At 70.3% G+C, this 13,075-nt stretch carries 14 protein-coding genes; 10 read left to right on the top strand and 4 right to left on the bottom strand.

Annotated features, from left to right (window positions below; genetic code table 11):
• Positions 1–188: 188 nt before the first annotated feature.
• Positions 189–749, top strand: coding sequence for a heme-binding protein (locus tag ACGFRG_RS06335; protein ID WP_361431083.1), 561 nt, complete (start codon positions 189–191; stop codon positions 747–749).
• A 230-nt stretch (positions 750–979) separates the two neighbouring features.
• Complete coding sequence (locus ACGFRG_RS06330) at positions 980–2,380, top strand: M1 family metallopeptidase (RefSeq protein ID WP_361431039.1); 1,401 nt, start codon at positions 980–982, stop codon at positions 2,378–2,380.
• A gap of 34 nt (positions 2,381–2,414) precedes the next feature.
• On the opposite strand, the gene ACGFRG_RS06325 is transcribed toward ACGFRG_RS06330, so the two are convergent.
• Positions 2,415–3,920 (bottom strand): M4 family metallopeptidase, encoded by a 1,506-nt coding sequence (locus ACGFRG_RS06325; protein WP_393262694.1) that lies wholly within the window; start codon positions 3,918–3,920, stop codon positions 2,415–2,417.
• 416 nt (positions 3,921–4,336) lie between these two features.
• Here ACGFRG_RS06325 and ACGFRG_RS06320 point away from each other — a divergent pair, with 416 nt between their 5' ends.
• The 5 genes from ACGFRG_RS06320 to ACGFRG_RS06300 all read left to right on the top strand — a co-directional run bounded on the left by ACGFRG_RS06320 (position 4,337) and on the right by ACGFRG_RS06300 (position 6,572).
• Complete coding sequence (locus tag ACGFRG_RS06320) at positions 4,337–4,585, top strand: hypothetical protein (RefSeq protein WP_361431036.1); 249 nt, start codon at positions 4,337–4,339, stop codon at positions 4,583–4,585.
• Positions 4,551–5,081, top strand: coding sequence for a DUF6879 family protein (locus ACGFRG_RS06315; RefSeq protein WP_361431033.1), 531 nt, complete (start codon positions 4,551–4,553; stop codon positions 5,079–5,081). The genes ACGFRG_RS06320 and ACGFRG_RS06315 overlap by 35 nt, the downstream gene beginning before the upstream one ends.
• A gap of 23 nt (positions 5,082–5,104) precedes the next feature.
• On the top strand, positions 5,105–5,953 hold the full coding sequence (locus ACGFRG_RS06310) for a helix-turn-helix domain-containing protein (protein ID WP_393261899.1): 849 nt from the start codon (positions 5,105–5,107) through the stop codon (positions 5,951–5,953).
• 92 nt (positions 5,954–6,045) lie between these two features.
• Entirely contained in the window at positions 6,046–6,255 is a 210-nt protein-coding gene (locus ACGFRG_RS06305; protein WP_393261896.1) for a hypothetical protein, read from the top strand.
• Positions 6,252–6,572, top strand: coding sequence for a hypothetical protein (locus ACGFRG_RS06300; protein ID WP_361431026.1), 321 nt, complete (start codon positions 6,252–6,254; stop codon positions 6,570–6,572). Before ACGFRG_RS06305 ends, ACGFRG_RS06300 begins: the two co-directional genes overlap by 4 nt.
• 21 nt (positions 6,573–6,593) lie before the next feature.
• Here the strand turns inward: ACGFRG_RS06300 and ACGFRG_RS06295 are convergent, their stop codons facing one another.
• A complete protein-coding gene (locus ACGFRG_RS06295; RefSeq protein ID WP_361431023.1) occupies positions 6,594–7,169 on the bottom strand; it encodes a TerD family protein in 576 nt (191 codons plus the stop codon).
• 194 nt (positions 7,170–7,363) lie between these two features.
• On the opposite strand from ACGFRG_RS06295, the gene arfB reads away from it, so the two are divergent.
• Positions 7,364–7,798, top strand: a complete 435-nt coding sequence (gene arfB / locus ACGFRG_RS06290; protein WP_188277025.1) for an alternative ribosome rescue aminoacyl-tRNA hydrolase ArfB — start codon at positions 7,364–7,366, stop codon at positions 7,796–7,798.
• Between the two features lie 312 nt (positions 7,799–8,110).
• Here the strand turns inward: arfB and ACGFRG_RS06285 are convergent, their stop codons facing one another.
• Positions 8,111–8,677, bottom strand: a complete 567-nt coding sequence (locus ACGFRG_RS06285; protein ID WP_393261892.1) for a flavin reductase family protein — start codon at positions 8,675–8,677, stop codon at positions 8,111–8,113.
• A 492-nt stretch (positions 8,678–9,169) separates the two neighbouring features.
• On the opposite strand from ACGFRG_RS06285, the gene cdgB reads away from it, so the two are divergent.
• Together cdgB and ACGFRG_RS06275 are read left to right on the top strand one after the other, a co-directional pair.
• Positions 9,170–10,840, top strand: a complete 1,671-nt coding sequence (cdgB, locus tag ACGFRG_RS06280) for a diguanylate cyclase CdgB (protein ID WP_361431019.1) — start codon at positions 9,170–9,172, stop codon at positions 10,838–10,840.
• A gap of 117 nt (positions 10,841–10,957) precedes the next feature.
• Positions 10,958–11,980, top strand: a complete 1,023-nt coding sequence (locus ACGFRG_RS06275; RefSeq protein ID WP_393261890.1) for a CBM35 domain-containing protein — start codon at positions 10,958–10,960, stop codon at positions 11,978–11,980.
• Between the two features lie 84 nt (positions 11,981–12,064).
• Here ACGFRG_RS06275 and ACGFRG_RS06270 read toward each other — a convergent pair whose 3' ends face one another.
• On the bottom strand, positions 12,065–12,997 hold the full coding sequence (locus ACGFRG_RS06270) for a 1-phosphofructokinase family hexose kinase (RefSeq protein WP_393261887.1): 933 nt from the start codon (positions 12,995–12,997) through the stop codon (positions 12,065–12,067).
• Positions 12,998–13,075 lie beyond the last annotated feature (78 nt).

Here is a 13,075-nt window from a genome sequence, read left to right as displayed (position 1 = left end):
CCGCCTCCCTCACCGTCGTCCTGCTTCTGACCTGCGCGTACGTACGCGTCCTTACTCATCCTGACCCGGCCGGGCCACCCCCGCATCAACCGATCGGTTGACGGGTGGGTCCACCGGTACGGGAGCGGTGACGAGCCGGTACGCCGACGGGGTGAGCCGGGGGCCGGGCCCAGGATCGAAGCATGGACATGAACACGAACCGCCTCACCAGCCGTAACCGGAAGATCCTCGTCGGCGTGCTTGCCGCGGCCGCCCTCGGGGCCGGGACCTTCGGCGCGGTCAGCGCCACCGCCGCGCCCGCCAAGGCCGGTACGGCCCCGGCCGCCGACCCCGCCCCGCGCGAGCTCACCCAGTCCACCCACCTCACCGTCGACGCCGCCATGAAGGCCGCCGACGCCGCGCTCGACGCCGCCCGGCACGACAACCAGCGCGTCTCCGTCGCGGTCGTCGACCGGAACGGCAACACCGTCGTCACCCTGCGCGGGGACGGCGCGGGCCCGCAGTCGTACGAGTCCGCCGGGCGCAAGGCGTACACGGCCGTCTCCTGGAACGCCCCCACCTCCGTCCTCGCGGGCCGCCTCGCCCAGGCCCCGAACCTCAAGGACATCCCCGGCACCCTCTTCCTCGCGGGCGGCGCCCCCGTCCAGGCGAAGGGCGCCCCTGTCGCGGGCATCGGCGTCGCGGGGGCGCCGAGTGGTGACCTGGACGAGAAGTACGCCGCGGCGGGCGTGGCGGCCCTGACCAAGTAGCTTCCGTCCGCGGACCGTGCTGGGTTGCGCGCGCCCGCGCGGCGGAGCCGCAAATTGACACAGCCCCGCGCCCCTAAAGGGGGCCCGAAGGGCCCATCAAGGGGCGCGGGGAACTGCGCGACCAGCCCAGCACGGTCCGCAGCGAAACGGCCGCCCCCGGCACCCCCGATCCATCCGCCCCCCACCCCGTGGCAAGCGCGCCCCCCACCCCCGCCCCATAGACTCGCCCCGTGGATCACCCCAGCGCGATACGCCGGCTGGCCGTCCCCGGCGCGGCCCTCACGCTCGTCCTCGCCCTCACCGGCTGCACCGGTGGGGTGGAGGGCAAACCCGGTGCGGCCGGGGTGGGGGACAAGCTCTTTCCGAAGCTGGGCAACGGCGGGTACGACGTCGAGCACTACAGCCTCGCCCTCGACTACGACCCGGCCCGCAACCACCTCACCGGCACCGTCACCCTCACCGCCCGCGCCACCCAGAACCTCAGCGCCTTCAACCTCGACTTCGCGGGCATGGACGTCGGCTCGGCGACCGTCGGGGGCAAGCGCGCCGACGCCAACCGGGCGGGCGACGAGCTGACCCTGCGTCCGGCCGACGAGCTCAAGAAGGGCGACGACTTCAGCGCGAGCGTCAGCTACTCCGGCACGCCGAAGACCCTCACCGACCAGGACGACTCGCACGAGGGCTGGCTGCGTACCGCCGACGGCGCCGTCGCGCTGGGCGAGCCGTCCGGCGCGATGGCGTGGTTCCCGTCCAACAACCACCCGAGCGACAAGGCCACCTACGACATCAAGGTGACCGTGCCGCAGGGCCTGCGGGCGATCTCCAACGGTGAGCTGAAGTCGACGTCCACGTCCGGCGGGCGGACGACCTTCACCTGGCACACCGGCGAGCCGATGGCGACGTATCTGGCCACGGTCGCCATCGGCAAGTACGACATCAAGGAATCCAGGACGCCGTCAGGAATCCCTGTCTACACGGCAGTCGCCCCGGCCGCCGAGAAGGACTCCGCCGACGTCGTCGCCAAGCTGCCCGAGATCCTTGAGTGGGAGAAACAGAACTTCGGGCCGTATCCGTTCTCCTCCACCGGCGTCGTCGTCGCCCCCAAGGGCTCCGCCGAGTACGCCCTGGAGACCCAGAACCGCCCGGTGATCCCGGTCGACCAGCTCGACACCACGACCCTCGCCCACGAGCTCGCCCACCAGTGGTTCGGCGACTCGGTCACGCCGAAGCAGTGGCGGGACATGTGGCTGAACGAGAGCTTCGCGACGTACGCGGAGTGGCTCTACAGCGAGGACCACGGCGGCCAGTCGGCGCAGGCGCACTTCGAGGAGCAGTACAAGAAGGCCGCCGACGACAACATCTGGGCCTTCCCGCCCGCCGCGCCGCCGTCGGCCGCGCACATCTCGGACGAGCCGGTGTACCAGCGCGGCGCGATGGTGCTCCACCAGATCCGCAAGGCCGTCGGCGACGACGCCTTCTACGACATCGTGCAGGGCTGGGCGAAGGACCGCCGGCACGCGAACGCCTCCACCGACGACTTCACCCGTTACGTCGAGGAGAAGTCCGGCCACGACCTGACGGACCTGTGGGACACCTGGCTCTACGGGGACGGGAAGCCCAAGTCCCCGTAGAGCCAGGCGAGTTACGTACGTACGACTGCCGTCGTCACTTCACGTTGACGGCGGTCCAGGTCGCCGCCACCGCCTTGTACTCGGCGCTGCCCGCCCCGTACAGGTCGGACGCCGCCTGCAGGGTCGTCGTGCGCGCCTTCGCGTAGTTGGTCGTCGACGTCATGTACGTCGACAGGGCCTTGTACCAGATCTTGTACGCCTTGGTCCGGCCGATCCCGGTGAGCTTGGAGCCGTCGTACGTCGGGGAGTTGTAGCTGACGCCGTTGATGACCTTCGCGCCGCTGCCCTCGGACAGCAGGTAGAAGAAGTGGTTGGCGACGCCGGAGGAGTAGTGCACGTCCTTGTTGCCGACCGAGCTCGACCAGTAGTCGGCCGACTGGCCGTCCTTGCTGGGCTTGTCCATGTAGCGCAGCGGGGTGCCGTTGCCGTTGATGTCGATCTTCTCGCCGATGAGGTAGTCGCCGGGGTCGGACGGGTTGTTGGCGAAGAACTCCACCGAGGTGCCGAAGATGTCGCTGGTGCCCTCGTTGAGGCCGCCGGACTCGCGGCTGTAGTTGAGCTTGGCGGTGGCGGCGGTGAGGCCGTGGCTCATCTCGTGCCCGGCGACGTCGAGCGCGGTGAGCGGCTTGCGGTTGCCCGCGCCGTCGCCGTACGTCATGCAGAAGCAGCCGTCGTCCCAGAACGCGTTGACGTACGCGTTGCCGTAGTGGACCCGGGAGTACGCGGCCTTGCCGTTGCCCGCGATGCCGTTGCGGTTGAGCTCGGTCTTGTAGAAGTCCCAGGTCACGGCGGCGCCGTAGTGCGCGTCGACGCCCGCGGTCTCCCGGTTGCCGGGTGTGCCGTCGCCCCAGGTGTCGACGGACTTGGTGAAGAGCGTGCCGGTCCCGGAGGAGCCGCCCTTGAGGTCGTACGTCTTGTGCCCGCCGCGCCCCGCGTCGGTCAGGCTGTACGTGGACCCGCTCTTGGTCGTCCCGAGCGTGACCTTGCCCGAGTACTCGCTGGTCCCGGTGCCGGTGTCGATGGCCTCGTACGCGTAGAGCCGCGCCCCGGTGGCGGCGTCGGTGATGACGTGGCGCTCGCTGGGGGTGCCGTCGGGCTGCGTGCCCCTGATGATCGCCTCGTACGCGAGGACGGGCTTGCTGCCCGCGGCCCAGACGACCTTGCGGGCGTTCGTGGGGGCGGCCTTGAGGGAGACGCCGGAGGTGGCGACGGCTATGCGCGCGTCGCTCGCCCTGCTGACCCCCTTCAGACCGCCGTCCTTCTTGGCGTGCACGACGAGGTCGCCGCCGAGGACGGGCAGGCCGTCGTAGGTGCGTTCGTAGCGGGTGTGGACGGTGCCGTCGGCGTCCTTGATGACATCGCGGACGACCAGCGCCTCCTTGGCGCCGAGCCCGATCTGCCGGGCGGTGGCGGGGGCGGCGTTCTGTGCGTCCTGCATGGCGCCGGCCCGCTCCGCCACGCTCAGCGAGAGCGCACTGGCCCCCGCCTCACGGTTGGCGGCGCCCGCGGTGGTGCCGGACTGTACGCCGACGACGACCATGGCCGCGGTGGCGGCAAGGGCTGCGGCACGCAAAGTAGTTCTCACCTGGGGGTCTCCTTCACTCGATCCGGGCGCGTGGGGACGCGTGGGGGGTGGTGCGAGTGGGTGGTGCCCGTGCGCATGCAGATGGCGCTGCATGGGGTGCGGCGTCTGGTCTGCATGTGGTGCGTGGGTGGAGCGTGCCAGCAGATGACCACTTTTTGACAGGGCGCCGACAAATATTTGACCGGAATGTGTCCGTCAGGGGGTCAGCGGTGTCCGGTAAGCGATGTGATCCGGTCGTGGCGGCGCCAATCGGAGGCCGGGCTCAGGGCTGCCACATCAACTCCCGTACGCATGTGCGCTCTTGACCCGACTCCATCCTGAAGGGATGGTCGTGCAATAAGGCGTAACCGCCCTCATCGCGGGAGACAGCCATGTCCCTACAGTTCATCGCGAAGGACCCCGACACGGACGAGCGCAACTGCCCGACCGTGTGGGTGGACCTCGACTCGGAAGAGATGCTGTTCCAAGGGTGGAAGCCGGACGAATCGAGGCTGGCCGAGTGCCTGACGACCGGTCCGATCCCGGACAGTGAAGCGGTTGTACGGCTGCCCCTGCGCATGGTGGCCGCGATCAGAGAGGCGTGCGATGCAGCAGAGCGGGCCGGTGTTCGACTTCGATGAGGTGCTGGCCCGCAGCACCCGCTCCGCCGTGCACCTTGAGATGCGGGACGCCTACGCGGTCGACATCGAGACAGGCCGCTACGCCGACTGGAAGGCAGGCAAGCGCTACGACCCGGCTGACCGGACGCAGTGGTGGCGACCCTGGCATTCACTGATCACCGAGACAGTTGCGCGCGGGGTCGTCGTACGACGCGCTCGCATTGTTTCCGAGCCGGTCTCCGAGTACATCCGCTTCGAGTACGACGGCACGTTCATGAACGTCGCCGCAGGCGAGTTGGTCCGCTGGCTCCCACGGCGCCAGGCGTCCGGCCTGGCCCTGCCGGGGAACGACTTCTGGGTGTTCGACGACAGGATCGTCCGCTTCGGGCACTTCTCGGGACACGGCGAATACCTGGGAGAGGAGTGGACCGAAGAGCCGGCCGTCACCGATCTCTGCTCGTCGGCCTTCGAGGCGGTGTGGCAACGTGCCGTTCCCCACGAGGAGTTCAAGGTCTGACTGCCAGGTCTGACTGCAAGCTCATGCCCACTTCACCGTCGTCCAGCGCCCAAGCCGCCCGTGAGGCGCTTGCCGGGCGCCTGCGCGAACTGCGCCTGGACGCTGGGATCACAGGGCGTGAGCTGGCTTCCCGTGCTGGTTGGAGCACCGCCAAGGCATCCCGCATCGAGAATGCCAAGACGCCCCCTTCGGACGCCGATATCCGGGCGTGGTGCACGGCCACCGACGCGGAGGATCAGACAGCGGACCTGATCGCGGCGAACCGGACCGCCGACTCCATGTACGTGGAGTGGCGCAGGAAGCAGCGCACGGGGCTGCGCAGACTCCAGGAGTCTGCGATCCCTCTGTACGAGCAGACTCGGCTGTTCCGCGTGTACTGCTCCAACGTCGTCCCCGGATTGATCCAGACGGACGCGTACGCACGGGCGCTGCTGACGGCGATCACCGAATTCCGGCAGATCCCGAATGACGTGGATCGAGCAGTGCAGGCGCGCATGGCCCGATCCCATGTGATCCGCGAAGGGGACCACCGGTTCGCGCTGATCATCGAGGAGGACGTGCTGCACTACGGCTTCGGGGACGCCGAGGTCATAGCCGGTCAGCTCGGCTATCTCCTGGCCGTCATGTCGCTGCCGTCGGTCTCGCTGGGCGTCATCCCACGCACCGCCCCACGTCGCATGTGGCCCATCGAGACATTCATGGTGTTCGACGACCAGCGAGCAGCCGTCGAACTTCTGTCGGCGGACGTGACGGTCAGAGCACCGACTGAAGTCGCCTTGTACGTACGGGCATTCGTCGAGCTGGCGGAGATGGCCGTCTACGGGGCACGAGCCCGTGAACTGATCACAGATGCGATTACTTCGCTCGGGTAAGTCGTGTGCAATTTCGCGTAACGCCATGGAGAGTCAACTGCACCCTTCTCTAGCGTTGTTGCTCCACGGACAATGAGCGAGGGGACGGCCCCATGACCAACCCGGCCACCTATCCCGGCCCGCCTGTCGAACTCCCCCTACGGCTGGAAGCCGACCCCGCACCGGCGCCCTACTGCGATGTGTGCGGCGCGCTGGACCAGCAGCGCCGCGAGGCACGGGCCGAGAGCAACCTTTCGGCGGTCTCCGACGCGAACGTCGAGATCCGCGACCACCCGCACAACACGAGGTGGCAGCGCTCGTGATCCCCATGGACCAGTACAAGGCCGTCCTCGCCGAGGCGGAACACGCTGCGGCCCTGCTGCGGAACGCTCTCACCCGCGTCGGCATCACCGAATCCCAGGCGGCCCGGGTGCGCCCGCTGGTCGCCAGTGGCGGGCGCGGGTATGTGGAGCTGGGAGCCCTCGGTATCGCAGACGCGCACAGGCTTCTCGACGCCCTCCGTCCGGGCGCGGGCGGGCCCGACGGCGGCGCCGACTGTTGCGGTCCGGGGAACGCGGAAGAGGCCAGACCCCGAGGTCTGGCCCCTCACCTGTCACGCAACCCGCGCAGCGGGAGCTGAGCGGATCACCTGTCGCCGGACTCAGACGTTGACGCCGAAGTCCTTGGCGATGCCGACGAGGCCCGAGGCGTAACCCTGGCCCACCGCGCGGAACTTCCACTCCGTGCCGTTGCGGTACAGCTCGCCGAAGACCATCGCGGTCTCGGTGGCGGCGTCCTCGCTCAGGTCGTAGCGGGCGATCTCGGCGCCGCCGGCCTGGTTGACGATACGGATGTACGCGTTGCGGACCTGGCCGAAGTTCTGCGAGCGGTTCTCCGCGTCGTAGATGGAGACCGGGAAGACGATCTTGTCGACGTCGGCGGGGAGGCCCGCGAGGTTGACGTTGATCGACTCGTCGTCGCCCTCGCCCTGGCCGGTGGTGTTGTCACCGGTGTGGACGATGGTCTGGTCCGGCGTCGACTTGTTGTTGAAGAAGACGAAGTGGGCGTCGGAGTAGACCTTGCCCGTGGCGTTCACCGCGATCGCCGAGGCGTCGAGGTCGAAGTCGGTGCCGGTGGTGGTGCGGACGTCCCAGCCGAGGCCCACCGAGACGGCGGTCAGGCCCGGGGCCTCCTTGGTGAGCGAGACGTTGCCGCCCTTGGACAGGCTTACAGCCATGGGGTGTCCCCTTTGTTGTATTCGTCGTGTTCGTCGCGATGTGCGGGCTACGGCCGTTCCCGAAGCTACCGTCACCCCTCATAACGTCCGTGGGGGAGTGTGAGGTTCCAGCTCGCTTTACTTTCTTTGCCCGGGCGTGACGACTGCTCTGTCCGCCGCAAAAGCGGGTGACGTGGGTCCGTCGGCGGGGGACCATGGACGGCATGTCCGGGCCCTACTTCATCCGCGGCTCCGTCTCCCTTCCGGAGGCCGAGCTCATGTGGCGTTTCTCGCGGTCCTCCGGGCCCGGCGGGCAGCACGTCAACACCAGTGACTCGCAGGTCGAGCTGCGGTTCGACCTGGCGCGTACGGAGGCGTTCCCGGAGGTGTGGAAGGCGCGGGCGCTGGAGCGGCTGGCCTCGCGGCTGGTGGGCGGCGTCGTGACCGTACGGGCGTCGGAGCACCGGTCGCAGTGGCGGAACCGGGAGACGGCGGCGGTCCGGCTCGCGGCGCTGCTCGCGGAGGCGACGGCGCCGCCGCCGAAGCCGCGCCGCGCGACGAAGATCCCTCGCGGGATCAATGAGCGGCGACTGCGGGAGAAGAAGGCGCGGGCGGACACGAAGCGGGGGCGCAGCGGGCGGGACTGGTAGTGGCCCCACCCCGCCCCTTCCCTAAACCCTCCGGGGGTGGGTGGGGGTGGAGGCGGGTTTCCCGGGGGCTCCGCCCCCGGCCCCCTTTGCGGGGGCTGCGCCCCCTGCACCCCGCCTTGGGGGTGGGGGGAGGAGGTTTCCCGGGGGCTCCGCCCCGGACCCCGGCGGGGTCTGCGGCCCCTGCACCCCGCTTTCGGGGCTCCGCCCCGGACCCCGGCGGGGCCTGCGGCCCCTGCACCCCGCTCTCGGGGCTCCGCCCCCGACCCCGCCGGGGTGGGCGGGGGACCGGGGCCCCGCCCCGAGCCGGAGCCCTCACCCCAACTGCCGGTACCTGCCCCGGAAGTACGACAGCGGACCCCCCTCCGCGCTCGGCAGGTCCACCCCCAGTACTCGCGCGATGACCAGCGTGTGGTCGCCCGCCTCCACGCGTTGTTCCGTGCGGCATTCCAGGGTCGACAGGGCGCCGCCCACCAAAGGCGCGCCGCTCAGGGGGCCGCGCTTGTACGGGATGTCGTCGAAGAGCAGGCGGTCGCTGATGCGGCCCTTCATCGCGAAGCGGCCCGCTACGTGGCGCTGGCTCTCCGCCAGGACCGAGACCGCCCACAGCGGCTGTTCCGCGAGCAGGTCGTCCATGCGGGAGCCGTTGCGTACGCTCACCAGGACCAGGGGCGGGTCGATGGACACGGACAGGAACGCCGTCGCCGTCATGCCGACGTCCTCGCCGCGCGGGCCGGCGTCGGCGTCGTGGGCGGTCACCAGGACCACTCCGGAGGCCAGCCGGGACATCGCGGCCCGGAACTCGTCGTTGCTCACCCCCTCAGCATGCGGGTTCTGCGCCGGGAGGGACGGAAGAGCTCGGAGAAGGTCTGTCTGCAACACGTACGGAACGCTAGTCTCCGGGATCCACCCCGCACATCGGCCCCTGGGACCAGAAGGGAGCAGAACACGACCTAGGGCTGGGGCCGGAGACCTAGGACCTGGGGATTATTCGGGGCGATCTCGACTAACCACCCTTTTGGGGCCCCGCCGCCTGCCCCGCCCTTGTCCCGGAACCCTTCCCGCCCCCACCCACCCCCTCCTGCAAAGTCGACCGTCCGTTCGACCGTCAACCCGGGCCAAAAACCGGCATTAATGCCCGTTTGCTGATGCGAACGAATCGACTCCTCGTGCCGGACGAAACCGGCCCTCTCGTCACCCCATGTGACTTGAGTCACAGAGTGCAGTAATTGTTGACCCTGTGTACCGAGTGGGCAGCTCGCTGTGATTCAGTGACGGGGACACTGCACGAAAAGCGCCCAACAGACGCCCACAGAGAAGTCGCGCCGATCAAGAATCCTGGAGTTGCTGTCGAGGTCTCGGGGAGAGCGAGCAATGGAGACCGAGTCGGAGCCGTACGTCCGTCTTGCGACCCTGCGGCAGCTGCATCAGGTGGTCACCGACCTGAACACGGCCCGCAGTCTGGCGGACACGCTGCAGACCGTCGCCGACGGCGTCATCGCCGGGCTCGGATACGAGCTGGCCTGCGTCAATCTCGTACGCCCTGACGGGGATCTGGTCGTCGCGGCCTTCGCCGGGAACGCCGCCGCCGAGGCTCTGATCACCGGGCGCGTCGGGTCGCGGGCGTCCTGGGAGCGGCGGCTCACCATGGGCGAGGGCTGGGGCGATCTGCGGTTCATCCCGCACACCGAGGGCTGGGTGCTCCTTGAGGACGACGTCCCGCAGTGGTACACCGAGGGGCCCGAGCCCCGCTTCGAGGACGAGTGGCACCCCCAGGACCGGCTCTACGCGCCGATGTACGCGTCGGGCGGCGGGCGGGAGCTCCTCGGCGTCATCTCGGTCGACAAGCCGCGCAACGGGCGGCGCCCCGGCGCGTGGGGGCGCGAAGCGCTCCAGATGTACGCCTCCCAGTCCGCCATTGCGATCAGCAACGCCAGGCTTCGCGCAAACATGCAGCGCGCTCTGGTCCGCCTGGAGCGCGAGCAGCAGGCGCTGCGGGCCAGCGAGGAGAGCTTCCGGCAGGCCTTCGAGTACGCGCCGTCCGGCATGGCCATCGCCGAGATGGGCGGTGACCAGCACGGACGTCTGCTGCGCACCAACGATGCGCTCTGCCGGCTGCTCGGCCGGCCCGCCTCCGTGATGCGCCGCTACTCGTTCGCCGACCTCGTCCACCCCGAGGACATCGGCCTGCTGCTGCGCACCTCGGCCGAGGGAGGCCGCGCTGAGCTGCGGCTCGGCCGCCGCGACAACACCTATGTCTGGGTCTCGCTGCGCAACTCCGTCGTCGCCGATACCGCCGACGGTCCCCGTTTTCTGCTCACCCATGTAGAGGACATCGAGGAGCGCAAGCGGCACGAGCTCCAGCTCGCCCACCGCGCCTCGCACGACTCGCTCACCGGTCTGCCCAACAGCGCCGAGCTGCGCGCCCGCCTCTCCGCGCGCCTGTGCCAGCGGCCGTACGCGGTGGGCGCGAGCGCCGTGGAGGCGCTGGACGCGGCGTACGGGGCGCACGACGGGCGCGGCGAGACGCCGGGGCACGCCGTGTGCGCGCCCGGCGGCTTCGACTTCGAGGCGGTGCCGGGCGCCGGGCCCTTCGACCACCACGTCCACACCGTGGCGCCGCCCGAGGGCGACCTCGACGACGGCAGCAAGGGCCTCGCCGTCCTCTTCTGCGACCTCGACGGCTTCAAGTCGATCAACGACCGGTTCGGCCACAACACCGGCGACGCCGTCCTCATCGAGGTCGCGCGCCGGCTCACCACCGGAGTGCGCGACGGGGACACGGTCGCCCGCCTCGGCGGCGACGAGTTCGTCGTCCTCGCCGACGGCCTGGGCGCCGCCGACGCCGCCGACCTCGCCGTCCGGCTGCGCAACGCGATCATCCCGCCGATAAGGGTGGACGGCCGCGCGGTGCGGGTCGGGGCGAGTTTCGGCATCGGCTGGGCCAGCTGCGGGATGTCCGTCGAGGAGATCCTGCGCTCCGCCGACCAGCGGATGTACATCGAGAAGCGGTCGCGCTCCAAGGTCCACCGCCGGGCCGGATAGCGATACGCCCCCGTCCGTTCTTTGGTCGTACGGTCGAGGGCCAAGCCATGGTGTCGGCCGTTCGGGGTAGGCTCGGCCGGTCGGCGACGGCTGGCGAACAGTGAGGAGTGACCCCGGATGACGCCCGGCAACAACGGCGCGAGCACGCCCGAGGACGACGATCCGTTCGGCTATCTGTACGAGGACGGGCAGGCCTCCGGAGCCACCCCGCCCCGGTCCGGCGGTTACGGCTACGGCTACCCCGGTCCTGCCGCCCCGCAGCAGCCCGGCGTGCCCAGAACCTCGTACAACCAGGTCCGTACGGTCGGCGAGCGGCAGTACGGGCAGGTCCCGCCGCAGCAGCAGTACGGCCAGGGTCAGCCGGGCCAGCAGCAGTATGGTCAGCAGCAGTACAACCAGCAGCCGTACGGGCAGCCCACCGCGCAGTACGCCGCGCCCGAGACGTACCCCGGCGGTGCGCCCACCCGCCAGGGGCCGCCCGCCGACGGCGGTCACGGTGGTGGCCGCAATGGTCGCGGCCCCAACACCAAGGGCCTGCTGATCGGCGCGGTCGCGGTCGTCGCGGCGGTCGTCATCGGCATCGGTGTCGCGCTGCTCAGCAACAGCGACAGCAAGAAGGACGACAACGCGGGCGCCAAGCCGTCCGGCGGCGCGTCCAACAGCACCCCGAGCCAGCCCTCCGACACGCCGTCGAACTCGGCGTCCGCCCCGGCTGCGGCCCTGCCGAAGCAGGACGCGGCGACGCTGAAGCTGGGCGGCGGCACGGTTCTGGCCAAGGACGTCAAGGGCGCGCAGGGCACGGGCGGCGCGTACGTCAACGGCTTCAACCAGATCGGGGCCTCGCTCACCTGGCAGGCGGACCTGCCGTCCGACGGCGGGTACTACCTCTACGTGCGGTACGCCACCCCGGCGAAGGAAGCCAACGCCACGGTCACGGTCAACGGCACGGCGAACGCGCAGCCGGTCCGGCTGGGGAACTTCATAGGGTCCACCGACCCGAACCTGGAGAAGAACTGGCAGACCACCTGGACCCAGGTCTCCCTCAAGAAGGGGTCGAACACCATCAAGTTCTCCTGTGAGCAGGGGAACCAGTGTGATGCGGTGTTCGACTGGGTCGAGATCAGTAAGACGAAGAAGTAGTCGACGGGCCGGGTTTGTTGGGTCGCTGCGGGCCGGTGGGGGGGGGCTGAGCGCGCAGTTCCCCGCGCCCCTAGGGGTTGCGCCTCAGCCCGCAGGCGTGTCGTGCAGGGGGGTCGCCCGGACCCTGTCCAGCAACTCCCCGTACGCCCCCGCGTCGTACTCCCCCGCCGCCGGTGCCATGACCGTCGCCGTCGACAGGGCCACCGCCCTTGTCAGGCGGTCCGGCCATGGCAGGGACCGCACCAGGGACGACAGCAGGGACGCCACCGCCGAGTCGCCCGCGCCCGTGGGGTTGCCCTGGACCGGGGTCGGTGGGGTGGCCTGCCAGGTGCCGTCCGGGGTGACCGCGAGCATGCCCTGGGCGCCCAGCGAGGCGACCACCGTGTGGGCGCCACGTCTGCGCGCTTCCCGGGCCGCGCGCAGCGGTTCGCGGGTGCCGGTGAGGCGGGCCAGTTCGTCGGCGTTGGGCTTGACCAGGTCGGGGCGGGCGGCGAGGCCCCGGCGCAGGGGTTCGCCGCTGGTGTCCAGGAGCACGGGGACGCCGGCCGCGCGGGCCCTGCGGATCAGGTCCGCGTACGCGCCCACCGGCACCCCGGGCGGCAGGCTGCCGCAGAGCGCCACCGCGTCCGCGTCCCGCAGCAGCGGCTCGTAGGCTGCCAGGAACGTGTCCCACTCGGTGGCCGTGATGTGCGGGCCGGGCTCGTTGAGCTGGGTGGTGTCGCCGGTGGCCGTGTCCACGACCGCGATCGTGCGGCGGGTGGTCCCGGCGATGGGGACCAGCGCGTCGACGGGCGCCAGTGGGGCGAGCAGTTCGCGCAGCACCGCGCCGGTGCGCCCGCCCGCGAAGCCGGTGACGACGCTCTCGTGGCCGAGGGCCGCCAGTACGCGGGCGACGTTGACGCCCTTGCCGCCGGGCCGTTCGGTGACCTCGTCCACGCGGTGGCTGGCGTGCGGGACGAGCGCCGGGACCCGGTAGGTGATGTCGAGCGCGGTGTTCAGCGTGACGGTGAGGATCACGAGGTGATCATGCCAAAGACACCCTGGCCGGGCCCAGACCCCGTGAACGGTCGGGTGGAGCGGGAGTCCTGGACCCGG

Origin of the sequence: Streptomyces sp. NPDC048696, from assembly GCF_043198895.1 — a bacterium.
Lineage (GTDB): Bacteria > Actinomycetota > Actinomycetes > Streptomycetales > Streptomycetaceae > Streptomyces.
Note: the sequence above shows the minus strand (reverse complement) of the source record. Positions and strands in the feature narration are given on the sequence as shown.

What these genes read in the sequence shown, in the direction of transcription:
- arfB (WP_188277025.1), top strand. Translation starts at nt 7,364, where the DNA reads ATGGACGGCATGTCCGGGCCCTACTTCATCCGCGGCTCCGTCTCCCTT.
- ACGFRG_RS06335 (WP_361431083.1), top strand. Translation starts at nt 189, where the DNA reads ATGAACACGAACCGCCTCACCAGCCGTAACCGGAAGATCCTCGTCGGC.
- ACGFRG_RS06275 (WP_393261890.1), top strand. Translation starts at nt 10,958, where the DNA reads ATGACGCCCGGCAACAACGGCGCGAGCACGCCCGAGGACGACGATCCG.
- ACGFRG_RS06320 (WP_361431036.1), top strand. Translation starts at nt 4,337, where the DNA reads ATGTCCCTACAGTTCATCGCGAAGGACCCCGACACGGACGAGCGCAAC.
- ACGFRG_RS06310 (WP_393261899.1), top strand. Translation starts at nt 5,105, where the DNA reads ATGCCCACTTCACCGTCGTCCAGCGCCCAAGCCGCCCGTGAGGCGCTT.
- ACGFRG_RS06305 (WP_393261896.1), top strand. Translation starts at nt 6,046, where the DNA reads ATGACCAACCCGGCCACCTATCCCGGCCCGCCTGTCGAACTCCCCCTA.
- ACGFRG_RS06325 (WP_393262694.1), bottom strand. Translation starts at nt 3,920, where the DNA reads ATGGTCGTCGTCGGCGTACAGTCCGGCACCACCGCGGGCGCCGCCAAC.
- cdgB (WP_361431019.1), top strand. Translation starts at nt 9,170, where the DNA reads ATGGAGACCGAGTCGGAGCCGTACGTCCGTCTTGCGACCCTGCGGCAG.
- ACGFRG_RS06295 (WP_361431023.1), bottom strand. Translation starts at nt 7,169, where the DNA reads ATGGCTGTAAGCCTGTCCAAGGGCGGCAACGTCTCGCTCACCAAGGAG.
- ACGFRG_RS06315 (WP_361431033.1), top strand. Translation starts at nt 4,551, where the DNA reads ATGCAGCAGAGCGGGCCGGTGTTCGACTTCGATGAGGTGCTGGCCCGC.